We start from the raw sequence: 21,012 nt of genomic DNA on the forward strand, positions 1-21,012 counted from the left end.
GCCTGAGTTCGGCCACAATCGGCCGTTCGACAACGACACCTGAATGGTTGACAATTGCGCGCAAGTCATTCTCTGACTGTTGCCGATGAACGGTTATTCGACCGGCAACAGTATCGTCGCCACTTGGCGGACTTATCGACAACGCTTTATTTGACCAAACAGAGTTCATGGAAGACCTCATGTATACCGCGGTCGACGGCGTGTGGCTTGATGGATTGCAGTTTTGCCGCGAAGCATATCGACTTTTTGAGCGATTATTGGCAGAGCCGGATGGCGTGAAGAGATTGCGGCTTCGCACACACCCCTTTGAACGGAAGCTAATCACGGAAATATTGCCGCTGGCGCACTATCTTAAAAGTTCGTATTCGCTGGGGCGTTATATTGACGTCTGCTGGCACAGCGGCAACCAACCTTTCGATGCAGAGTTTCGGCAACGCGGCGAGTTTGTCGAGCAGCGTGGATTGCCGAAAGCGGGTTTCTTTGAAATCACAACAGCGCAACATCCGAATGATCACCTTGCACGCGAACGCCTCGAGACAGAGGGCTTCCTATTCAGCGTGCATGACCTGAAGACCACTGCAACGAAGCGTAACCCGCACCGGAAGATAATCTCAGCGCCAGTCGTATTCTCTAACGGCAGCTTCATTGAAGACATGGCAGGCTTCATTCTTGACGAGATCGTGAGGAAGGTAGCAAAGGGATACCCGCCTGGCTTCACGCTAATCGTCCGATGTTCGTTGAACCACCTATATCTCTCCGATGAGTGGACCAAACTCGTTGGAAAAGTCCGTCAAAGTCTCCCGGAAAGCAGCTTCGGCGAGATTTGGATGTGCGACGACGAGAGGCCAGACGAGAGAAAAGCGATTTTGAACTCAAGCCCGTAGCTTTCGGATATCCGAGTGAGTTGCATGCAACCGTTGGAGACCCTTGCAATGAAAGATGACCGGCTCCGTCAGCCCCTGAAGGCCGACTATGCAGAAGCATTGGGAAGAGCCACCTTCTGCTTCGCCATTTGTGAATGGAACGTGGTTTGGGCATGTGAGCGAATGAGCCCAGGTTCTCTTCGAAAAATCGTTGCCGATGAATTGACCGCCGGAAAGATCGCGAAGAGATTTCTCGATTTGGTGCGAAACCTGCCGAAATCCATCCAGCGACAGGAGCTAGCTGATGCTGCACAGGAGTTCAACAGACTGGTTGAAATTAGAAACAGCATCGTACACGGTAAGCCCTGCACCGGGCCTAACGGAGAGGCCCGGTTGAGCGACAAACAAGTGTTCGAGAGTTCCGACCTGGAAAGTGCTGCGGACACCTTCAGTGCATGCGGTATCGAAATGAATCGGCTATTGCATGGATTTTTGGCGACATACGCGTCCGGCGGCTCGTGTCAGGAATAATGGCCTTGGATTGGTAGACGAGCCCGAAAGAAGCGCTGGAAGATGACTGAACATACGTTCCGGAACGGCTGTTTCTGAGAATTTGCAATGACCGCTCCGGGTCGACCACGGTCCGAAGCGAGGCGATCTCTGGCGAGCACCGTATGCGTAGCATTGGACCGGGGTCGGCCAGTTGCAGCCGTTCGTGCGTCCGTCCATAAGGACATCCGAGCGTCCGCTTCGGCATCAGATAGCGGATCCACCTGCAATACCGATGGTCAAGACCGCGCTTGAGCAGAGTTTGCTTTGTAAAGTCGGGATCTGCGTGCCACGGTTGAGGTCAAGAATTCGTCCGGTGAGAGCAGATAGGTAAGCGCGCACTCACGTTTTGTGCTCAGCCCGTTCATCGCTGGTTCCTCGTGGCCCTCCGCGAGGGCCACGAGCGGTTTGTAGAGCGATCCGAGAGGCCGTTTTATGCAGCGGAAGACCCAGCGGCCGGTTCAGTTCGAAATCACTGAGCAGACTCGCGCAAGTGCTGAAGCGCGGATACGGGCGGCGGGACTTTCGTCGGGCGACTATCTGTTCCCGAGCAGGATCCACGGCTCGCCGCATCTCTCGACGCGTCAGTACGCTCGACTGGTCCATCGCTGGATCGGATCGATTGGGCTCGACGATACGGCTTACGGAACGCATACGATGCGGCGAACAAAAGCGTCTCTTATTTATCGGCGCATCGAGAATTTGCGGGCGGTTCAACTGCTGCTAGGTCACACCAAGCTCGAAAGCACCGTACGGTATCTCGGCATCGAGGTCGACGATGCACTTGAGATGGCGGAACAGACCGAGGTGTGAAGGCAGAACGCCGGGCAACGATGGGACGCTGTCCGGCCACTTTGGGACGCTCGGTCGGACGGGAGAATCGTCAACAACCGGCTTCGGAACAAATCCGCGCAACAAGTGAAGCGCCGTTCTCGGTAATTCTCAGTAACTTTCCACTGGTATCGCCGTCAACGCTGTCGGATAGCACGACGTTGGTATAGGCACAAACAACGGTATAGCCTATCGACGCCCCTAAGGAGACTTGCTTTGCATTCCTTTTGCCGTATTGCCTTCGCACTCCCGGTCGCTCTGATCGCCGCATCCATGCCCGTCTTCGCAGACGAAGGTCAGAGCGCAAACCCCGTCTATTCCGCAACCGGGCCGGAGGCGAATGGATATGGGCAAAATCTGGGCTATCCAGTCGGTTTACCGTTGTTGCGTCAGCCGTACATGGTCGGAAATTACTCGCATTACGATAGCCTGCACCCTTCTCATCTTGTGGCGAAGGCTGAGACGCCATCAACCCTCGCGCGCGCATCAACTGAATTGCCCGTGAGCTACCGATACAAAGATCAAACGCTGACAGTTCAAGACTATCTTGCGCGTAATCCAACTACGGGTCTGTTGATCGCGAAGGGGAATTCAATCCTTTTTGAACATTACCAATACGGTCGCACCGATCAGCAGCGTTTCATGTCGGAGTCCATGGCGAAGACATTCGTTTCGATGTTGGTTGGAGTCGCGGTGGCAGAGCACAAGATACACGCAATAGACGATACGGTTCAGACCTATGTGCCAGAGCTTCAGCATACCGAAATCGGAACAACCTCGATCCGTGCGTTGCTGCATATGGCTTCCGGTATTGGGTACACGCAAAGTTATTCCAAAACAGACGACAACGCGAAACTCCATGATCTTCTGCTCTCTCCCACCGGGCCGGGGCCGATCGCCACAGTAAAAACATTCAACACGCGAGTCGCAGAACCAGAAAGTATGTTCAGCTATGCCAGTCTCGATACCGAAGTATTGGGACTAGTTTTAACTCGCGCCACTGGCATGAGCCTTTCGGAGTATTTGCAGACTCGCGTCTGGCAGCCGATGGGGGCCGAAGCGGACGCGAGTTGGATTGTGGACAACACCGGCCAGGAGATCGCATCGTGCTGCTTCAACGCAACCTTGCGAGACTATGCTCGCTTCGGGTTAATGCTTGCTCATGACGGATCATTCAATGGCCGCCAGATCGTCCCGCGGCAGTGGGTGTTAGATGCCACCAGACCTGCCAGCCCAGGATCGTTCCTCGCGCTTGGCAAGGGAGAACACCCGAGCGGATACGGATACCAGGTCTGGCTGCTTTCCGGAGAGCGCCGGATGTTCGCGTTGGAAGGTGTGTACGGTCAACGCATCTTCATTGATCCCGAGTCTGGTCTTGTTCTCGTACATACCGCAGTCCGCACACAGGCAGTGGGATCGCCCGGAGAGGTAGAACTACACGCCCTTTGGAATGGTTTGATCAAACAGTACGGCACAGCGTTCTCGATGTAGCACGGATTGTTAACGATCCATGTCCCGTCAGTTCGTTTTTGTGGCCGTTGTCGAGACACGCGACAGTCCGTTTAGGGTCGAAGATCGACCGCTGCATCAGGCGCACAATCGATCTCCCTTTCTTCGAAAGAAGCTCGTCATAGCAGCGCATATTCTTCCGATGCTCGTCGGGTGCCGTGGAACGGAATCCAGGCGTTTCGAACGAGACTGCAGATGTCGTGCAACGTTCGAGAGGTGGCGATGTTCAACCTGGCGATCAACAGTAAAGTTCGGGCGGGAGATCTGACGGGGCGGCGTCTTCAGGACATGATGCAGCAAAAGGCTCAACGGTCCGTATAGTTCGAAATCACCGGACTCGTTCACCGATGGATTGCATCGATTGGCCTCGATGACACCGCTTATGGCTCTCACACGATGCGCCGCACCGAGGCTTTGCTAATCTATCGACGGACGCGAAACCTGCGCGCCGTTCAGCTTTTACCGGGCCATACCAGGCTCGAAAGTACCGTCCAATACCTCGGGATCGAGGTCGATATCGCAAGCGTTGTCGGTCGGACGTTCATGCGTCGGCTTCGTCCCATGACCTGCCATCGGACTGACAAAACGAATGTCCCTTCATTGCCCGAAGCGGCCAACGCCGTCCTCGCGGCACTGAAATCATCGTAGTTGCTCGAGTGCTAAGTGCCACCGTGACATCAGATGTGTTTGCTGCTGTGCGCGACCTCATGCTCCGGTTTCGTAAAACAGTCCGTAGCTCTCGCCCGTTCGCTTGATTCGCGCGAAGCCGAGCTCACCCAAATGCATACCTGCGATCAAAAGCCTCTCCGAACTGACCATGTCCAGAAGCCCCGATCGTGTGGTGGCTGCGAGAGTCGGGTCCTGATCGAACGCAATGGATACATCCGGCCGTTCAATCTGGATGTGCGGGAAATGAACAATGTCTCCCCAAACGAGAAGGCCATGATCAGGGGATTCGAAAAGATATCCGGAGTGTCCATCAGTATGTCCCGGTAGCGGCACCGCTCTGATACCGGGAAGCACTTCGCCATCACCGAAAGTGCGCAGCCTGTCGCTGTAGCCGTCGAACACCTGACGCGCGATCAGGAAGTTACCGCGGGCACGCTCGCTGGCACGACTCAGATTTCCGTCGTCCTGCCAGAATGCGACCTCGCGCTGATGAACAACGAGCTCCGCATTCGGAAAGGCAACTTGTCCATTGGTGTCCGCCAGCCCTCCGACATGGTCGGGATGGGCGTGAGTGAGCAAGATTGTGTCGATTTCGGATGGCTCGACGCCAGCAAGCGATAAATTGGTTCTCAGGTTGCCGCCCCATTGCTTGATGCCTCCCGCTCCACCGTCAATGAGAATTGTGCGGCCCGCTCCGCGTACCACATAGCAGTTGATATGCACGGCGGCAGGCTCCTTCTGCCCTGCGTCACTTTGCATTCTTGAGGCCTCGGACGGGTCGATATTCGACAGGAAGTCCAGGCTGGCAGTGAGATAGCCGTCGCTGATTGCAGTGATCGTGAAATCTCCGGCGCGCTGACTCGGAAACGTAATGGTGGACACAACTCTTCTCCAGAATACCCGCTAATTGCGAGCGTGAATGTTCGGCGCGGCATGACCAAAACAACGGATGCGCGCCGTGAAACCCGTGCGGCGCACAATGGCGTCGTCCAGGGCTTCCATGAACTGGTTCATTACCGAAGGCGTGCGAAACGTTTCAAGGCGATATTGCACTTCCGCGAAGACGGGATGTCCGTGCCCCCGGCGAACTTCGACATACATCACATGAACATTTTTGAGCGCCGCTTTGAGAACACCTGTACAGAGTTTGATGCAGTCGCCGGTAAGCTCGGCAAGCGTCTCATCGGACGGCATGTGCGCCGCAGGAATGTGCAGGGTGACATTGGGCATCGCGGGCCTATTTTTCCTGTTCGGTCCGCTCGGCGCAGGCGCCGATCAGTTGCTCCGTCATTGGCGAGTAAAGGTGGACGCTCCCGGGGCTGCTCTCGACAAGATGAGCATTTCGCCGAGGCAATTTTGCGAGCCAACGCCGCTCCGGAAATTTTTCGAGCGCAACGGCTTGCATGGCCAACGGTGTAAGGCCCATCTGGAACAGCGGTTCGGGGCCGTTTGCACACAGTGCGAGGAGTTCGTCAGCCTTGACCGCCGGCGCAAGTCCGATATCGCTGTAAAGATTGCGGTGCCAGTCGACAATGTGTTGCTGCCACTTTGCGAAATTGCCGCCGCCTTTCTGCCGATATTCCTCTCCCGTCAGGACATCGGGACCGTCAATCGTGTGGATGGCCAGGTAGACCGGGCAACCTTCGTTTAGCGCCTTGAAGCGCTGCGACGTGTGAAAGCCAGTCACCGAGATGAGGGCGGGCAGCTTTTCCAGGCTGTAGAAGTCATTCCATTCGGCTTCGGTGTCGAGATCGGCGAAGCTGCATTCGACGGTGTAGATCATCAGATTATCCTTCATGACGGCTGGGCACATTGCTGCAGACAATCGATAGTCACTGCAGTAACGTAATGATAATCTGGTGTTTTCCGCACCTACAGCGATATAAAGTCAGTCTTCGGTGACATTTGATCAAGCTGGCGCGGAGGGCGTTCCAACTGGCGAGATTTCGATGCGACGTAAAATTCCAAGCAATTCCGCGCTCCTCGCTTTTGAGGCAGCGGCCCGGCACGTCAGCTTCGCCCGCGCGGCCGAGGAACTGGCGCTGACCGAGGGCGCTGTCAGTCGTCAGATCGGTCGCCTGGAATCGTTTTTGGGTGTTGCGCTGTTCGAGCGAACTGGAAATCGGGTGCGACTTGCGCCCAACGGTACGCGGTACGCCGTGCAGGTTCGCGAGACTCTAGATCGGCTGGAGCGGGACAGCCTGTATCTCATGGGACAACCTGTCGAAGGCGCAAGCATTGATATCGCCGCAATTCCAACCTTCGCGACCCGTTGGCTCATCCCTCGACTGAAGCGCTTCCAGCATAAGCATCCGAACATTACCGTTCATATCTCCGAACGCATGGAGCCCTTCATCCTTGCCGGCAGCGGTTTCGACGCAGCGATCCATTTTGAGCATCCCGCTTGGGCGGGTATGCATCTCCATGAGCTGCTGGAGGAGGTGCTGGTGCCCGTCTGTAGTCCGACGCTCGTCGCACACGCCGGTGAGAACCTGTCGCTAGACGAGCTGCCACGCCTTCACAGGCGGCAAAACCCGGACGCGTGGCAGCTTTACGCACAAGAGGTCGGCATCGAGCTGACCAATTCTGCGGTAGGTGCACGTTACGATCTCCATTCCATGCTGATAGAGGCAGCCATAGCTGGCCTGGGAGTCGCGTTGGTGCCGCGTCTCTACATCGGAGCAGAGCTTCAACAAGGTCGTCTGGTCGCGCCCTGGCCCGACGGCAAGGCGATTACCAAAAACTTCTGCCTCGTTCTTCCTGAGCCGATCGAGTTGAGTGAAGGGCCACTGCAGGCATTTGCAAAATGGATACTTGACGAAGCCCGGAGCCCGGCGGTTTAAAGCATCGCCCACGCGGCCCGCTAGGTTTTCCCTCGCCCGGTCGTTGCGCCGCCATCGTGACGCAACGTGGTCGCGACAAGCGCGCGAAACCATCGATGCCCCGCGTCATTGTGATGACGCGCGTGCCAGAACTGCTGCACGGTCAGATCAGGTAAGTCGACTGGCAGTGGAAATACATCGACATCCGCCAGACGTGCAAAAAGGTCGGCGAGTTCATCAGGAACCGCCGCGATGAAATCCGATGTCGCGACGAGGCTCGGCACGGCCAGCAGGTAGGGCACATCCACGCTGACCTTCAGCCGCGCGCCACGCCGGCGCATTTCCTTCTCGAGTAACTGGTTGGTGAGAGAGAGTGTGTCGGCAACCACGTGCTCTTTCTCAATGAACTGTGCGAGCGTCATTCGGACTTTTTTGCGCGTCGGCCCTCCTCGTATGATGCCGACCAGCGAGCGGCGGAATAGTGGCTGCTGATGCAGGTTATCGCCCATCCTGCCGAGATAGCCGATCGCCAGATCGAGCGCGCCATCCTGCAGCGCGCTCGCCAGTTCGAGCGAGGGCAACTGGATAGGCTTGAGCGATGCCAGCGGCGCGTGTTTCCGCAACGCTGCGAGAAGCCGCGGTAACAGGACGATCACACCCATGTCGCTCATACAGACGGAAAACGTCCGCGTGGTAGTGGCCGCGTCGAATGCCTTCGCACCCCATATCTCCTGCTGAACCACGCTTAGTACGTGCGCCACGGCTTCGATCAGCCGTTCGCCCACCGGGGTCGGTGCCATCACAGGGCCAGCCCGCACGAACAGATCATCCTGAAACTGCGTGCGTAGTTTCCCTAATGCATGACTGACCGCCGGTTGCGTCAAGTCCAGGCGGTCCGCGGCCCGGGAAACGCTTCGCTCTTCGCCTAGCGCCTGAATGACGTACAGGAAGTTGAGGTCGGGCGTCTTCATGTATGCACCAGATTCATTATGGGTATGAAAGTCATTGTATAGATTTATACCCTTCGAGCGATTAACTTTGCATCCACGCTGGATAAAAGAGAATCAGGAGACAGAAGTGGTGGATTGCGACGTCATCATCGTGGGCGGTGGCCCGGTTGGATTGTTCCTCGCGGCCGAGCTCGGGCAGCGCGGCATCAGCACGGAAGTGTTCGATGCGAAAGCCGGCACGAGCAGGCATCCTGCGGCGAACGCCAATAGCGCGCGCACGATGGAGCACTTTCGCCGTATCGGTATATCGGCGACGATCCGCACGTTGGGGTTGCCCGGTGACTACGCACCGGATGTGGCGTACTTCACGTCGATCGCTGGTCATGAACTCGCACGCCTAGCCCAGCCGGCTTCCCGCGATGCGGTCGAATGGGCGAAAGCGCATTCCTTCACCTGGGCCACGCCTGAGCCGCCACATCGCTGCTCGCAACTCTACGTCGAGCCGGTTCTGCTCGAGACCGCGCGTAACAACGGCGCTTGCCGCGTGCATTTCGATGCGCGCGTGGTCGATTTCTCGCAAGGCGACGACTCAGTCACAGCAACGGTCGAACTGGCCGCAACACCCGTACGTGACGCCGAAACCCGCAAGGTAACGGCGCGCTATCTGATCGGTTGCGATGGGCCCCGCAGCTTCGTGCGCAAATCGCTTGGGGTGCGTTATGAGGGCGTATCCGGCGAGAAGCGGGAGTTCATGGGTGGCCAGATGGACGCCGTTTATTTCTTTGCACCCGACATCTACAAGATCAGCCCGCATGCGCCCGCATGGCAATACTGGACCTTCAGCGCGAGACAACGCGCGCTGATCATCGCGGTCGATGGCAAGGGTCACTTCATCATGAACGTCCAGATGCGCGAAGATGAATTGCCCGATGACGACAGCGTCCGGCGTCGTATCTCCGAAGCGATCGGCGCGGATATTCAGTTCGAGTTGAAAAGCTCGTCGACATGGACGGCCGGCTTTACGTTGGTCGCCGAGAAGTTCGCCGTGGGCCGTGTGTTTCTTGCCGGCGACGCCGCGCATCTCTTCACGCCGACGGGCGGCCTTGGCTACAACACTGGCATCGACGACGCAGCCAACCTCGCGTGGAAACTCGAGGCGATGGTCAAGGGCTTCGCGGGCGCGGAACTCGCAGCGAGCTATGAAGCCGAGCGCCGGCCGGCAGCGTTGAGAAACACCGCATTTGCGCGCGGTTTCGCTGACAGCATCGGCCATCTGCAGGTGCCCGCAATCGCATACGACGACGGTCCTTACGGCGACGCCGCGCGTGAAGCCGTCGGCGACTATCTGAAGTTTCACGCCACCGCCGAATTCGTTATACCGGGTGTACATCTCGGCACGCGCTACGAGACATCGCCGCTGGTCGAAACCGAAGCCGGCGCGAGTTCGCCCGATAGTGCCAACCTCTACGTGCCGTGCGCACGCGCCGGACATCGAGCGCCGCATGCGTGGCTCACCGACGGGCGTTCGTTATACGACCGGTTCGGCAGCGGCTTCACGCTGCTCTGCACGGCACCGTCAGGCAGCAACGTATCGCACGACGAGGCGCTGCATCGGGCGGCGTCCGCTCTGACGCAACTGGCAATCGTGCACATCAGCGAGGCCGCGGTGGCCGATCTCTACAAAGCCGACTTCGTGCTGATCCGGCCGGACCAGCACATCGCCTGGCGCGGCAACGCGCTGGACGACGCGTTCGACGCGGCGGTACGCAGGTCAATCGGCCACATGTCGAAGCAGGACGTCGCGACAGCTCCATCGATGGCGATCGCACCATGAGTTGAGCAACATCGAGATCCCAATGGATCTCCACAAAAATCAAAACGGAAATAGTTTCGCAACCAAGCGAACCCATCCTTCGGAGACAGGACAAATGCACGCGCAAGCAATTACGCCGAACAGCGTCATGGACGACAGGAAGACGTCGCCGCTACAGATTCTCACACTGGTCCTCTGCTTTCTGGTCGTTGCCGCCGACGGCTTCGACGTGGCGTCGGTGGGATACGTCGCGCCGTTGCTCAAGAAGGCGTGGTCACTCAGCGCGGCGCAGCTCGGCCCGCTATTCGGCGCGGGTCTGTCCGGTCTCACGATCGGCAGCTTTCTGTTCGGGCCGCTCGCCGATCGCATCGGGCGCAAGCGCGTAATCGCGATTTCGCTCGTGTTGTTCGGGATAGGCAGCCTCGCGTGTGCGTATGCGTCTTCGCCGATGTGGCTCATCGTGCTGAGATTTGCAACGGGTGCGGGGCTCGGCGGCGCGATGCCGAATGCGATCACGTTGTCGTCGGAATTCAGCCCCGCGCGTAGCCGTGCGTTGATGGTCACGCTGATGTTCTGCGGCTTCACGCTCGGGCTGGCATTTGGCGGCGCGGTCGCCGCGCTGCTGATCCCGGCATTCGGCTGGAAGGGTGTCTTTATGTTCGGCGGCCTATTCCCGCTTTTGCTGACACCGATCGTCTGGATATGGATGCCGGAATCGTTGCGATTCATGGCAGGCAAGCCTCGCTATCAGCGCGAGAGCCGTCGGGTGCTCGAGCGTCTGACCGGCAATGCGGACACGCCGATCGACGAGGTGATCCCCGAAGACGCCAACGCGGGCACGACCCGCGAAACCGCCGTTGGCACGCTCTTCGGCAAGCGTTACCGGAGCGGCACGCTACTTCTCTGGCTCGCGTTCTTTTGCACGCTGTGGGTCTACTACCAGGTCAGCAGTTGGCTGCCGACCGTGATTACCGGTGCCGGTATCGAACCGTCGCATGCGGCTCGCGTCGGCGCGATGTTGCCACTCGGCGGAACTATCGGATCGCTAATCAATGCGCGTTTGATGGACCGGCTCAATCCGTTCTTCGTGCTCGCCGGATCTTACGCCGTCGCGGCAGTCTCCATTGCGCTGATCGGCTTTTCGATCAACGAACCCACGTGGGTGTACGTCACCGTCTTCATGGCAGGCCTTGGCCTTTCCGGCGCGCAGACCGGCGCGAATGTGCTCGTCGCGGGGTTCTATACGACGGCCGCGCGGGCTACCGGCGTGAGCTGGGCGTTGGGCGTCGGCCGCATCGGCTCGATCATCGGCTCGATGACGGGCGGCGTGCTGCTGGTGGCGTTTCACACGGTCGATGTCGCATTCGTTGCGTTTGCCGCGCCTGTCGTGATTGCCGGCATCGCGATGCTCGCCAACGGCTGGCTTTATCGCGGGCGCGACGCATCACAGATTTGATTTCACTGCGGCGCGTACGCCGCATTCATTCAGGAGAAGGACATGCGGTACTTGAGTTTTGAAAAGGACGGCAAGGCATTTCTCGGCGTGCGTGAGAACGGCGCGATCCGGACGCTCGGCGAGGTTGCGCTGGAACAGTTGCTCGCTCAGGGCGTCGACCTGAAGACGTGGGCAGCCGCGCAGGAAGGCGGCCGGGTGGAAGCGGAAGACGGCCTGAAGTTTCTGCCGCCACTGCGCCGGCCAGCCAAGATTCTGTGCGTCGGGCTGAACTTCAAGGACCACTCGAAGGAAAGCAATTTCGAACAGCCGGATTACCCGACGATGTTCCTGCGACTGACTACCAGTCTCGTCGCGCACAACGCACCGATCGTTCGGCCGCGTGTCTCGGACAGCCTCGACTATGAAGGCGAGATTGCCGTGGTGCTCGGTAAGGGCGGCCGCCATATCCGCAAGGAAAACGCGCTGTCTCATGTCGCGGGTTACGCGTTGTTCAACGATGCCTCGGTGCGCGAGTACCAGTTCAAGACCCCGCAATGGACGATGGGCAAGAACTTCGACGGCACCGGGGCATTCGGCCCGGACTTCGTGACGGCCGACGAGTTGCCGCCCGGCGTCAAAGGCCTGCGTCTGGAAACGCGCCTGAACGGCGAGGTCGTGCAATCGGCCAGTACGGACGACATGGTGTTCGACGTCGAAACCCTGATCGTTTTGCTGAGCGAGGCCGTCACGCTGGAAGCTGGCGATGTGATCGTGTCGGGCACGCCGTCCGGTGTGGGCTGGGCGCGCAATCCGAAGCTGCTGATGCGTCATGGCGATGTGTGCGAGGTATCGGTGGAGGGTATCGGCACGCTGCGCAACGAAATCGTCGACGAGGCAGCCTGATCCACGGTTCGGCGTTTGGGGGAGACACCATGTCCGCATTTCCTGATTCACCGCCTGCCGGCGTGCATTCGATCGATCACTTCGCGCTAAACGTCCCATCCTTGTCCGAAGCCGAACATTTCTTCACGGCATTCGGACTTGATGTCACACGCACAAGCGGCGCGCTTGATCTTCGCGCCGCAGACGGGCATCGCTGGGCCCGCATCCTTCCGGCCGACAGGAAGTCGCTTGCGTGGCTGAGTTTCAACTGCTTTGAAGGTGATCTGCCCAGAATCGCGCGGCAGGTGAGCGCGGCAGGCGCCGCGATTGTTTCGTCAAACGATGCGACCCGTTCCGAAGGGATCTGGTTCAGCGATCCGGACGGCAATCTGCTTCAAGTGCGAGTCGGTCCAAAGACCGCGCCCGATGCCAAAGCGCCGCTCGTGCCGACCGGCGTCGGCGCGGATCGCCGTGGTTCGCATATGCGCTCCGAGGTGAAGACCGTGCACCCGCGACGTATGTCGCATGTGCTGCTCTTCACGCCCGATGTCCTGCGCGCGGTGGCCTTCTACGAGAAGGCGGTGGGGTTGCGACTGTCGGACCGGTCCGGCGAGGTCATTGCGTTCACGCATGCGCGTCATGGCAGTGATCACCATCTCGTTGCGTTTGCGAAGAGTTCGGCCAAAGGATGGCATCACGTGGCGTGGGACGTGGCGAGTGTCGATGACGTCGGCAACGGTGCGACGCAAATGGCCGCGGCGGGCTTCAAGGCCGGATGGGGCACGGGACGGCACGTGCTGGGTTCGAACTACTTCCACTACGTGCGCGATCCGTGGGGTTCGTTTTCCGAATACTCCGCCGATATCGATTTCGTTTCAGCCGGAACCGAGTGGCCGGCGGGCGATTTCGCTCCCGAGGACTCGCTCTATCAATGGGGGCCCGACGTACCCGACTACTTCATTTCCAACACGGAGGCATGACGATGCGTGAGGGCATGTGAGGTGCGGTTCATAAGAAACTAAAACTAGACAAAGGGTTTGGAGACATGAAATTAAAAACGATAGCAGCGGCTGCCGCGCTCGTATCGAGCAGCCCGGTTTTTGCGCAGAGTAGCGTCACGCTCTACGGAATTCTCGACACCGGTATCGAATTGGTGACGCACGCCGATGCTGCCGGCGACAAGGTCATCCGCATGCCCGGTATAACCGGCTCCGTGCCGTCACGGTGGGGAATTCGCGGCAAGGAAGATCTTGGCGGCGGTCTTGCCGCGATCTTTACTTTGGAGAACGGATTCAACGTGCGTGCAGGCGACGTGAATCAGGGCGGCCGGCTCTTCGGACGGCAGGCGTGGGTCGGCCTGTCGAATTCATACGGCGCATTGACCTTTGGCCGCCAATATACGATGTCGTTCTGGGCGATTAGCGACGCAGACGCGCTGGGTCCTGATATATACGGAGGCGTTGGCTCCCTCGACGCCTACATCCCGAACTCGCGCAGCGATAACACGGTGGCTTACAAGGGCACTTTTGGTGGCGTCACGCTCGGCGCAACGTATTCGTTCGGGCGCGATTCGGCCGGTACCGGTAACTCGCCCGGCCAGGGTACGTGCGCGGGATCGATTCCCGGCAACTCGCAGGCATGCCGGCAATGGTCCGCGTTGCTGCGCTATGACGCAAGCGCCTTTGGCGTGGCGGCTTCCTACGACGAACAGCGAGGCGGTCCTGGCGCTGCGGCGAATTTCTTCAACGGAGTAGCGCCGGTTGCGTTGACGCAAAGCGGCGACAAGGACACCCGCATGCAGCTCAACGGCTATGTGAAGGTGGGGCAGCTCAAGTTAGGCGGGGGCTGGCTGGAACGCTTCGTCGACACGGAGGCACCGGCGGTGCCCGACGTTCGAACAAATATTTACTACCTGACCGCTACGTATTTCGTGACCTCCTACGTCATTCTCGACGGCGGCGTTTACCGGACCCTTGACAAGCAGCAGGACACCCGCGCGACACTCGCGGCCCTCCGCGGCACGTATCTGCTGTCGAAACGAACGAGTGTTTATCTACAGAGCGGGTATCTCTTCAACAGCGCCAAAGCGCGTTACACGCTGAGCCAGGGTGGACCAGGTACAACGCCAGCGGCGGGCATCGGGCAGCTCGGTGTCATGGTCGGCATCAAACACACGTTCTGATCGGGAGACGAGACAATGTACAAGTTGAAAGGAAACATCGTTCACAGTGGCGCCGCACTAGCGCTCGCGTCGGTGATTCTGTCGGCGTGCAGCGGTAACGGAATAACGCCGGATCAATCCGCGACGCCGCTCGACAATCACGTGACGATCTCGTCGGGTAGTCTTGTGGGCAACGCTGCAGACGCATCAGGCATCGTCAGTTTCAAAGGTATCCCCTATGCTGCGGCTCCCGTGGGCAGCCTGCGGTGGAAAGAGCCTCAGCCGGTGCAGAAATGGAGTGGCGCACGCGACGCCACGACTTTCGGCGCGAAGTGTTGGGCGGCTGCGGCGTTCGGCGGCCCGATCAGCACAGACGGGGTAAGCGAAGATTGCCTGTTCCTGAACGTCTGGAGTGGCGCAAAAACACGCGGCGCGAAACTGCCTGTCATGGTTTGGCTTCATGGCGGCGGTTTTCAGTTTGGCACGGCCTCGGACAGTTCGCTGGATGGAACGTCGCTCGCAAAAAAAGGCGTGGTGTTAGTTACCATCAACTATCGCCTTGGCGTGTTCGGTCATCTGTCGAGGCCGGATCTCGACGCGGAGTCGAATGGTCACAAGTCGGGCATGTACGGCATCGAAGATCAGATCGCGGCGCTCAAGTGGGTGAAGGACAATATTGCTTCGTTTGGTGGCGATCCTGCCAACGTGACTGTGTTTGGTGAATCGGCTGGCTCTCATGCAATCGGCTTGCTGATGGCATCGCCTTTGGCGACGGGACTGTTCCAGAAAGCGATCGGCGAAAGCGGCGCGTTCTGGGAAAGCGAACATGGCGAAATGAAGCCGTACGCCGACGCGCAAGCAATGGGCACCGCGCTCGGTAGCCAGATGAACGCAACGACGCTGGATCAATTGAGAGCCGTGCCGGCTCTCCAGCTCGAAACAGCAACCAACTGGACCGTCGCGACCGATCCCGGCCTGACCAACTTTTCTCCGATCGTGGACGGCTACGTTCTGCCGGAGAATCCCTATGTCCGTTTTATGAACGGTCGTCAGAACGATGTGCCACTTCTGGCAGGATGGAACTCCGATGAAGGGCTGGCGTTCTTCGATCGCGCGCTCCCTCATTCGACGATTCAAGCCTATAACGATGCCGCAAGCGCCGAATTCGGTGCGACGAACCAGGCGGCTTTCGACCAGGCGTATCCCGCTAGCTCGGTGGATCAGGCGACACAATCGGCGCAGGCCCTGATCGGCGACCAGGTGATCAAGTACCAGACATGGGGCTGGGTCACGCAGCAACAAAGGACGGGGCATTCACCGGTATTTGTCTATCACTTCGAGCAGACATCGGCGTATAACCCGGTCGCCACGCATACCACTGAAGTGCCCTATGTGTTCGGAAATTTGCCTGCGAAAGGGACGGTGAATGCAAGCGCGCAGGATCTGACGGTGTCGGACACCCTGCAGTCGTACTGGACGAACTTTGCGCGGTCGGGCAATCCAAACGGGGCGGGGTTACCGCAATGGCCACAATACGCGGGCGCCGGTAGCCAGACCATGCGGATCGGCAATGTCATCGAGCCTGGAGCGGAAGAGGGGACGGCCCGGTTTCAGTTTCTGGACAAGTTTCGCGTGAATGGATTGATCTCAGTCAGTCAGCCGCCGTTATAAGTCATCGCGAGGCGCGTCTGTCTGGATTGACTCCGCCTATCCTGGTCTGAAATGCTCGTGTCGATCCGGATTGTTTGTCATGGTCCGTCAGAGCCGAGCGTCGTTTCGCCGGGCGTCGTTTCGCCGGGCGTCGGTTCGCCGGGTTCGGGCCAGGAACAAACGTTGGACGGCCCCAGCCAGATCGCCGACAATGGCAGGCGCGAAACCAGCTTACGCACGGTTCATCGTTATACAGCGCTGCCGGAGCGAGGTCTCGCCTCTCCCGCGGATGAGGCTTCGCAGAATCCAGCGTCGCCGAAGCCACCCCATTGACTACTGAATTGCGAGGCTTGCATGTCCCGTGTTGCTGTCATCGTTATCGACGTTCAGCAGATGTTCTTTAGCGGCCCAACGCCTGCATTTCGCGCCGGCGATGTAATCGATGGCATTAATCGACTGACGGCAACAGCACGCCGCGAGGATGCCTCTGTCTTTTTCGTTCAACACGAGAGTGATGCAAACGGGCCGCTGGCACACGGCAGCGACGCATGGCAATTACCCGACGGGCTGGTCCGCGAGCCGAATGATGGGTCTATCTTCAAGACAGTTGGCGATTCGTTTCAAAACACTTCCCTTGCAGAGCAACTCCATGACGACGGAATTGAGGACGTGCTGTTGTGTGGGTATGCGTCGGAGTTCTGCGTCAACGCTACCGCTCGCCGGGCGGAACTGCTTGGCTTGCGCACGACCGTAGTGTCCGATCTTCACACTACGCATAGCAAGCCTCATCTCACCGCCGACCAGATTATCGAGCACCAGAACTTCGTCTGGGCAAATTCGTCGATGTCTGGTACACGCGTAACAGTGCTACCCCTCGAGGACGTCTTACGGACGCAGTTCAAACCGGTGTGATGGAGCGACACATGGCGGCTTCACCTACCTGGACGGAGCCCATCCCTCACCTGTCCCACACCTCATCCGGCAACGGCAAACCTGCCAGCTGCTCCGGTGTCAACGGCCGATCCACCTTCACGCCTTCGCTCTCGAGCATCAGCATGACCTGTCGCGTATGCTGCGCGCTATGCCACGCCGTGCGCTCCAGCACTTCATGCATGGGCCGCCGGCCGTAATACGTCGGCACGTCGAACGCCAGCGATTTGTCCGTCTCGCTCTCCCACCAGGCGCGCAGGCGCTTCCTCACGCCCTCGCCCCAGGCGGCGATCTCCTCGGGTCCCCAATGGGCAGGCGGCACTTCGTCGAAACCTTCAAAACGCAACTCGATCTGCTGCGCCGCCTCGATGCCCATCTCCGCGACGCGGAACACATGAAACGACAAACCGGCAGGCGTCCGGTTGCGGTTCCTGAACGGCTCGCGAAAGGCCGCGCCCTGAAATTGCCGCGCATATCGCGCGTTCGATTCAAGCACCAGTTCGAGCCGGTCGACGAGGTCGGCGGGTGGCAACGGTTCCATGATCTTCGTCTTCAGATCGAGAAACTTGATGACGTCGTTAATCGACTGACAGAACGTGTACCTGCCGCCCAGCGCAACCACCGGCACGCTGCGCGCGCCCAGCGCCTCGAGCTGTCCGCGCCCGTCGGGATCGTTGTGTACGTCGATGGATTCGAACTCGATGCCCTGCTTCGTGAGGAACTCCTTGGTTCGCAGACACGACGAACAGCCGGGTTGCCAGAACACTTTGATCTTTGCGTGGGTCGCGGTTTGCATCGCTCGCTCCTGATGGACAGTTCGACTCGGGCAGGGCGCCGGGTGATGCCATTGTTGCCGTGTCGTGAAGACGTGCAAAGCAGTGCTTGACCATGCCGTCATCGCGAATCACGATGGCGTGACCTGTCCACTCATGACGCCCACTATGACGACGCTCGATCCGCTGTCGCTCAAGCTCTTCATCGCCGTCGCCGAAGCCGGCACCATTGCGGCCGCCGCGGAGCGGGAGCATATCGCGGCGGCGGCCGTCAGCAAGCGCATCAGCGAGATCGAGGCGACGCTCGGCGTGGCTCTGCTCAGGCGCACCAACAAAGGCGTGGCGCCGACCGCCGCAGGCGAGCGGCTGGTGGCGCTGGCGCATCGGGCGCTGCATCAACTCGACGACGTCGCCGTGCAGATGCGCGACTACGCGAGCGGGGTCAGCGGACTCATCCGCATTGCGGCCAATGTCTCGTCGGTGGTGCAGTTCCTGCCGCAGGAGATCCCGTCTTTCGCGGCGCAGCATCCGCGCATCCAGATTCAGCTCGAAGAAAAAGCGAGCGCGGCCGTGGTCAAAGCCGTCGCGGACAATGCGGTCGATATCGGCATTTTTACGTCGGTGCCGCACGGCTACGACGTTCAAACTTTTCCCTACCGGCACGACAGGCTGACGCTCGTCACACCGGCCAGTCATCCGCTCGCGCAGCATGAAGCGATCGCTTTCGCCGATACGCTCGACTTCGAATTCGTCGGTCTGCCGCCCGACACGGCGATCAGCCAGCAACTCACCCGGGCGGCGCACGCGCAGGCGCGGCCAGTCAATCTGCGCATTCAGGTGACGAGCTACGACGCGCAATGTCTGATGATTGCGGCTGGACTTGGCCTCGGTGTCATGCCGTACGCCGTCGCGCAACAGCAGGCGGCGAGTCTGGGCCTTGCCCTGGTCTCACTTACCGATTCCTGGGCCGAACGCGATCTGCTGCTGGCCGTGCGCTCGCTCGATGCATTGCCGGCTGCGTGCCGCATGCTCGTTGCACACCTGCGTGGCGAGTGAGCGTTTCCCTCATGTCGCTGGGCGATCCATGGTGCTAGGATCGGGCGTCGGTTCGACGACGCCTGGCTCCTGGCCTCACGCGTCGTGTGCGTATCGTCGTGCCAGGTTGCCGGTTTGCCGCGTTCGCCGCAAGGAGAGTCGCCGTGCCAGTACGAAAGTCGGTCACGCCGGCGCATGCCGTCAAACGCGCCACACTCAAGCGCACTGGGAGCATCGCGCACACAGACCCGAAGCCCGAAGCGCGCAATGCCAACTCGTCGCAACAGGCTTACGAAGCGCTGCGGCACAAGATCATCGAAAGCGAACTGGCGCCGGGCTCGTATCTGCTCGAACAGGAACTCGCGTTGATGCTCGGGGTGAGCCGCACGCCGATTCGCGAAGCTGCGATCCGTCTGCAAGGCGAGGGTCTCGTCGAAATCGTTCCGCGACACGGCGTGCGCATCGTGCCGACTTCGGTGACGGATATCAGCGACATCTACCAGGTGCTCATCAGCCTCGAATCGACCGCTGCGGGGCTCGTGGCCTCGCGCGCCGACGTGGATCTGAGTCCGCTCGAAGACGCCTGCCGCCAGATGACCGACGCGCTGGAAGCGCAAGACATGCAGGCGTGGGCCGTCGCCGATGAAGCCTTTCACGAAGCGCTGATTCAACTCGGCGGCAACGCGCGGCTCGCGCAGATCGTGACCAACTGCCGCGATCAGGTGCACCGCGTGCGCCGCTTCACGCAGCAAATGCGACCTCATCCTCAACCGGCAAAATCGATTGCCGAGCATTACCAGATCATCGACGCCATGCGTCGCGGCGATGCAGCGCGAGCAAGTCGTCTGTACCGTGCACACCGCTTGAGAGGCTGGCGGGAACAGACTGCGGTGCTGCAGCAACACGGTATCGATCAGGCGTAAAAGCTGAGGAATCCGCAGTACGAAGTGTCGGGTCCCAGCGGGTAAACCCACTCGCAAAACACAGCGGACGTCCTGTACTTTCGACAATTTAATGCATACATTAATCAACACAGCAGACGGGCGGATGCGACTCGAAGCGATCGTTTGCTGACCCGTCGCCGGCGTACATCGCGCACGGCGACATAACGAAAATGACGGCTGGTCGACCGTCATCGTGGATGGAGACAAACCACATGGATGCGATTCGTAATGTCGCGCGGGGTATCTGTCTGTGCGCGCTTCTGTCGTTGACGGGTGTCGCGGCGCACGCTGCTTCGTTGACCGTCACGCACTGGGGTGACGGTATGTATGGCGTGCCGTTCGCAGTGGCGCTCGACAAGGGATTCTTCAAGGAAGAGAAGGTGGACGTGACGGGCTTCATCACGTCCGAAGGTGGCGGCACGAGTATCCGTAACGCGATGGCGTCCGAGATTCCATACGGTGAAGTCGCGTTGCCCGCCGCGATCGCCGCGGTGAAGCAGGGTGTCGATCTGACCATCGTGCACGGCGGCGTGCAGAGTCTGGGCGACCTGGTGTGGGTCGAGCTGAAGAACGGCACGATCAATAACATCAAGGAGATGAAGGGCAAGACCATCGGCTACAGCAGCCCCAAGTCGACCACCGACATCATCTCCACCATCGCGCTCGATCGCGTCGGTCTGCTGGGTCAGGTTCAGCGCAAACCCGTGGGCAGTTCCAGCGGCATGCTGACGTCGCTGCAACAGGGTGCGATCGACGTCGGCTACATGACCGAGCCTTCGTATAGCGCGAAGAAAGACGGCTTGCGCATCGCTTTCCGTTCCACCGACGTCGTACCGACGGAAACGCAAACGGTCGGCATCGTACGCACCGATTATCTGAAGGCGCATCCGGATGTGATTCGCGGCATCATCGCCGCGCGCCGCAAGGCGGTGATCTATATGGCGACGCATCGTGCGGAAGCGGCCCAGATCCTCGCGAAGGAGTACAAGATGGACCCGGCGGTGGCGACCTCGGCGATCAACGACGTGCTCGACTCCGATCCGAAGTACTGGAGTGAAGGCGGGTTCGACTACAAGAGCATGCAGGAAGTGCTGAAAGGCCTGGTGCTCGTCAAAGCTATTCCGGATGGCCCGTTCGACTGGCAGAAGATCGTCGACGAGTCGATGCTGCCGGCCGATTTGCGCACGAAGAAGTGA

Annotated in this window: 19 protein-coding genes and 2 pseudogenes; 16 read left to right on the forward strand and 5 right to left on the reverse strand. The window is 59.5% G+C overall.

Features of this window, described 5'->3' with window-relative positions:
* Positions 1 to 179: 179 nt before the first annotated feature.
* The 5 genes and pseudogenes from FQ746_RS12900 to FQ746_RS35200 all read left to right on the forward strand — a co-directional run.
* Entirely contained in the window at positions 180 to 884 is a 705-nt protein-coding gene (locus tag FQ746_RS12900) for a hypothetical protein (protein WP_144109773.1), read from the forward strand.
* A gap of 48 nt (positions 885 to 932) precedes the next feature.
* Positions 933 to 1,394, forward strand: a complete 462-nt coding sequence (locus tag FQ746_RS12905) for a hypothetical protein (protein ID WP_144109774.1) — start codon at positions 933 to 935, stop codon at positions 1,392 to 1,394.
* A 441-nt stretch (positions 1,395 to 1,835) separates the two neighbouring features.
* A pseudogene (locus tag FQ746_RS12910) lies at positions 1,836 to 2,225 on the forward strand (tyrosine-type recombinase/integrase); the annotation flags it as partial.
* A 234-nt stretch (positions 2,226 to 2,459) separates the two neighbouring features.
* On the forward strand, positions 2,460 to 3,734 hold the full coding sequence (locus FQ746_RS12915; RefSeq protein ID WP_144109775.1) for a serine hydrolase domain-containing protein: 1,275 nt from the start codon (positions 2,460 to 2,462) through the stop codon (positions 3,732 to 3,734).
* 171 nt (positions 3,735 to 3,905) lie between these two features.
* Positions 3,906 to 4,274: pseudogene (locus FQ746_RS35200) on the forward strand (integrase); the annotation flags it as partial.
* 183 nt (positions 4,275 to 4,457) lie between these two features.
* On the opposite strand, the gene FQ746_RS12925 reads toward FQ746_RS35200, so the two are convergent.
* From FQ746_RS12925 to FQ746_RS12935, 3 genes are read right to left on the reverse strand one after another with little or no spacing between them, the layout of a single operon-like run.
* Positions 4,458 to 5,303, reverse strand: coding sequence for an MBL fold metallo-hydrolase (locus tag FQ746_RS12925; RefSeq protein WP_144109776.1), 846 nt, complete (start codon positions 5,301 to 5,303; stop codon positions 4,458 to 4,460).
* 21 nt (positions 5,304 to 5,324) lie between these two features.
* Positions 5,325 to 5,651, reverse strand: a complete 327-nt coding sequence (locus FQ746_RS12930) for a hypothetical protein (RefSeq protein ID WP_144109777.1) — start codon at positions 5,649 to 5,651, stop codon at positions 5,325 to 5,327.
* Positions 5,652 to 5,658: 7 nt separating this feature from the next.
* Positions 5,659 to 6,204 carry a sugar ABC transporter gene (locus FQ746_RS12935; protein ID WP_144109778.1) on the reverse strand — a complete coding sequence of 182 codons (546 nt, stop codon included), beginning with the start codon at positions 6,202 to 6,204 and terminating at the stop codon, positions 5,659 to 5,661.
* A gap of 166 nt (positions 6,205 to 6,370) precedes the next feature.
* Between FQ746_RS12935 and FQ746_RS12940 the strand changes: the two genes are divergently transcribed.
* Positions 6,371 to 7,264, forward strand: a complete 894-nt coding sequence (locus FQ746_RS12940) for a LysR substrate-binding domain-containing protein (RefSeq protein WP_144109779.1) — start codon at positions 6,371 to 6,373, stop codon at positions 7,262 to 7,264.
* Between the two features lie 20 nt (positions 7,265 to 7,284).
* On the opposite strand, the gene FQ746_RS12945 is transcribed toward FQ746_RS12940, so the two are convergent.
* Positions 7,285 to 8,214: a LysR family transcriptional regulator gene (locus tag FQ746_RS12945; RefSeq protein ID WP_144109780.1), complete on the reverse strand. Its 930-nt coding sequence runs from the start codon at positions 8,212 to 8,214 to the stop codon at positions 7,285 to 7,287.
* Between the two features lie 109 nt (positions 8,215 to 8,323).
* Between FQ746_RS12945 and FQ746_RS12950 the strand changes: the two genes are divergently transcribed.
* The 7 genes from FQ746_RS12950 to FQ746_RS12980 all read left to right on the forward strand — a co-directional run bounded on the left by FQ746_RS12950 (position 8,324) and on the right by FQ746_RS12980 (position 17,046).
* Complete coding sequence (locus FQ746_RS12950) at positions 8,324 to 10,027, forward strand: FAD-dependent monooxygenase (RefSeq protein ID WP_186310726.1); 1,704 nt, start codon at positions 8,324 to 8,326, stop codon at positions 10,025 to 10,027.
* A gap of 94 nt (positions 10,028 to 10,121) precedes the next feature.
* Positions 10,122 to 11,462: an MFS transporter gene (locus tag FQ746_RS12955; protein ID WP_144109782.1), complete on the forward strand. Its 1,341-nt coding sequence runs from the start codon at positions 10,122 to 10,124 to the stop codon at positions 11,460 to 11,462.
* A 42-nt stretch (positions 11,463 to 11,504) separates the two neighbouring features.
* A complete protein-coding gene (locus FQ746_RS12960) occupies positions 11,505 to 12,344 on the forward strand; it encodes a fumarylacetoacetate hydrolase family protein (protein WP_144109783.1) in 840 nt (279 codons plus the stop codon).
* Positions 12,345 to 12,373: 29 nt separating this feature from the next.
* Positions 12,374 to 13,303, forward strand: coding sequence for a VOC family protein (locus tag FQ746_RS12965; protein ID WP_144109784.1), 930 nt, complete (start codon positions 12,374 to 12,376; stop codon positions 13,301 to 13,303).
* A gap of 65 nt (positions 13,304 to 13,368) precedes the next feature.
* Positions 13,369 to 14,505 (forward strand): porin, encoded by a 1,137-nt coding sequence (locus FQ746_RS12970; RefSeq protein WP_144109785.1) that lies wholly within the window; start codon positions 13,369 to 13,371, stop codon positions 14,503 to 14,505.
* 15 nt (positions 14,506 to 14,520) lie between these two features.
* Positions 14,521 to 16,155: a carboxylesterase/lipase family protein gene (locus FQ746_RS12975; RefSeq protein ID WP_144109786.1), complete on the forward strand. Its 1,635-nt coding sequence runs from the start codon at positions 14,521 to 14,523 to the stop codon at positions 16,153 to 16,155.
* Positions 16,156 to 16,488: 333 nt separating this feature from the next.
* A complete protein-coding gene (locus tag FQ746_RS12980; protein ID WP_144109787.1) occupies positions 16,489 to 17,046 on the forward strand; it encodes an isochorismatase family protein in 558 nt (185 codons plus the stop codon).
* 46 nt (positions 17,047 to 17,092) lie between these two features.
* On the opposite strand, the gene FQ746_RS12985 is transcribed toward FQ746_RS12980, so the two are convergent.
* On the reverse strand, positions 17,093 to 17,860 hold the full coding sequence (locus FQ746_RS12985) for a glutaredoxin domain-containing protein (protein ID WP_144109788.1): 768 nt from the start codon (positions 17,858 to 17,860) through the stop codon (positions 17,093 to 17,095).
* 82 nt (positions 17,861 to 17,942) lie between these two features.
* Between FQ746_RS12985 and FQ746_RS12990 the strand changes: the two genes are divergently transcribed.
* The 3 genes from FQ746_RS12990 (at position 17,943) to FQ746_RS13000 (ending at position 21,012) form a co-directional block, all read left to right on the forward strand.
* Positions 17,943 to 18,893 carry a LysR substrate-binding domain-containing protein gene (locus FQ746_RS12990; RefSeq protein WP_313955574.1) on the forward strand — a complete coding sequence of 317 codons (951 nt, stop codon included), beginning with the start codon at positions 17,943 to 17,945 and terminating at the stop codon, positions 18,891 to 18,893.
* Positions 18,894 to 19,036: 143 nt separating this feature from the next.
* Positions 19,037 to 19,795 (forward strand): GntR family transcriptional regulator, encoded by a 759-nt coding sequence (locus FQ746_RS12995; protein ID WP_144109789.1) that lies wholly within the window; start codon positions 19,037 to 19,039, stop codon positions 19,793 to 19,795.
* Between the two features lie 233 nt (positions 19,796 to 20,028).
* On the forward strand, positions 20,029 to 21,012 hold the full coding sequence (locus tag FQ746_RS13000; RefSeq protein WP_144109790.1) for an ABC transporter substrate-binding protein: 984 nt from the start codon (positions 20,029 to 20,031) through the stop codon (positions 21,010 to 21,012).

The organism is Paraburkholderia sp. BCC1886 (genome assembly GCF_900996245.1).
In the GTDB taxonomy this organism is placed as follows: Bacteria; Pseudomonadota; Gammaproteobacteria; order Burkholderiales; family Burkholderiaceae; genus Paraburkholderia.

Excerpts from the sequence above, each read along its gene's own strand:
- FQ746_RS12900 (WP_144109773.1), top strand. The coding sequence starts at position 180 with ATGTATACCGCGGTCGACGGCGTGTGGCTTGATGGATTGCAGTTTTGC.
- FQ746_RS12905 (WP_144109774.1), top strand. The coding sequence starts at position 933 with ATGAAAGATGACCGGCTCCGTCAGCCCCTGAAGGCCGACTATGCAGAA.
- FQ746_RS12930 (WP_144109777.1), bottom strand. The coding sequence starts at position 5,651 with ATGCCCAATGTCACCCTGCACATTCCTGCGGCGCACATGCCGTCCGAT.
- FQ746_RS12935 (WP_144109778.1), bottom strand. The coding sequence starts at position 6,204 with ATGATCTACACCGTCGAATGCAGCTTCGCCGATCTCGACACCGAAGCC.
- FQ746_RS12940 (WP_144109779.1), top strand. The coding sequence starts at position 6,371 with ATGCGACGTAAAATTCCAAGCAATTCCGCGCTCCTCGCTTTTGAGGCA.
- FQ746_RS12945 (WP_144109780.1), bottom strand. The coding sequence starts at position 8,214 with ATGAAGACGCCCGACCTCAACTTCCTGTACGTCATTCAGGCGCTAGGC.
- FQ746_RS12955 (WP_144109782.1), top strand. The coding sequence starts at position 10,122 with ATGCACGCGCAAGCAATTACGCCGAACAGCGTCATGGACGACAGGAAG.
- FQ746_RS12960 (WP_144109783.1), top strand. The coding sequence starts at position 11,505 with ATGCGGTACTTGAGTTTTGAAAAGGACGGCAAGGCATTTCTCGGCGTG.
- FQ746_RS12965 (WP_144109784.1), top strand. The coding sequence starts at position 12,374 with ATGTCCGCATTTCCTGATTCACCGCCTGCCGGCGTGCATTCGATCGAT.
- FQ746_RS12970 (WP_144109785.1), top strand. The coding sequence starts at position 13,369 with ATGAAATTAAAAACGATAGCAGCGGCTGCCGCGCTCGTATCGAGCAGC.
- FQ746_RS12975 (WP_144109786.1), top strand. The coding sequence starts at position 14,521 with ATGTACAAGTTGAAAGGAAACATCGTTCACAGTGGCGCCGCACTAGCG.
- FQ746_RS12980 (WP_144109787.1), top strand. The coding sequence starts at position 16,489 with ATGTCCCGTGTTGCTGTCATCGTTATCGACGTTCAGCAGATGTTCTTT.
- FQ746_RS12985 (WP_144109788.1), bottom strand. The coding sequence starts at position 17,860 with ATGCAAACCGCGACCCACGCAAAGATCAAAGTGTTCTGGCAACCCGGC.
- FQ746_RS13000 (WP_144109790.1), top strand. The coding sequence starts at position 20,029 with ATGGATGCGATTCGTAATGTCGCGCGGGGTATCTGTCTGTGCGCGCTT.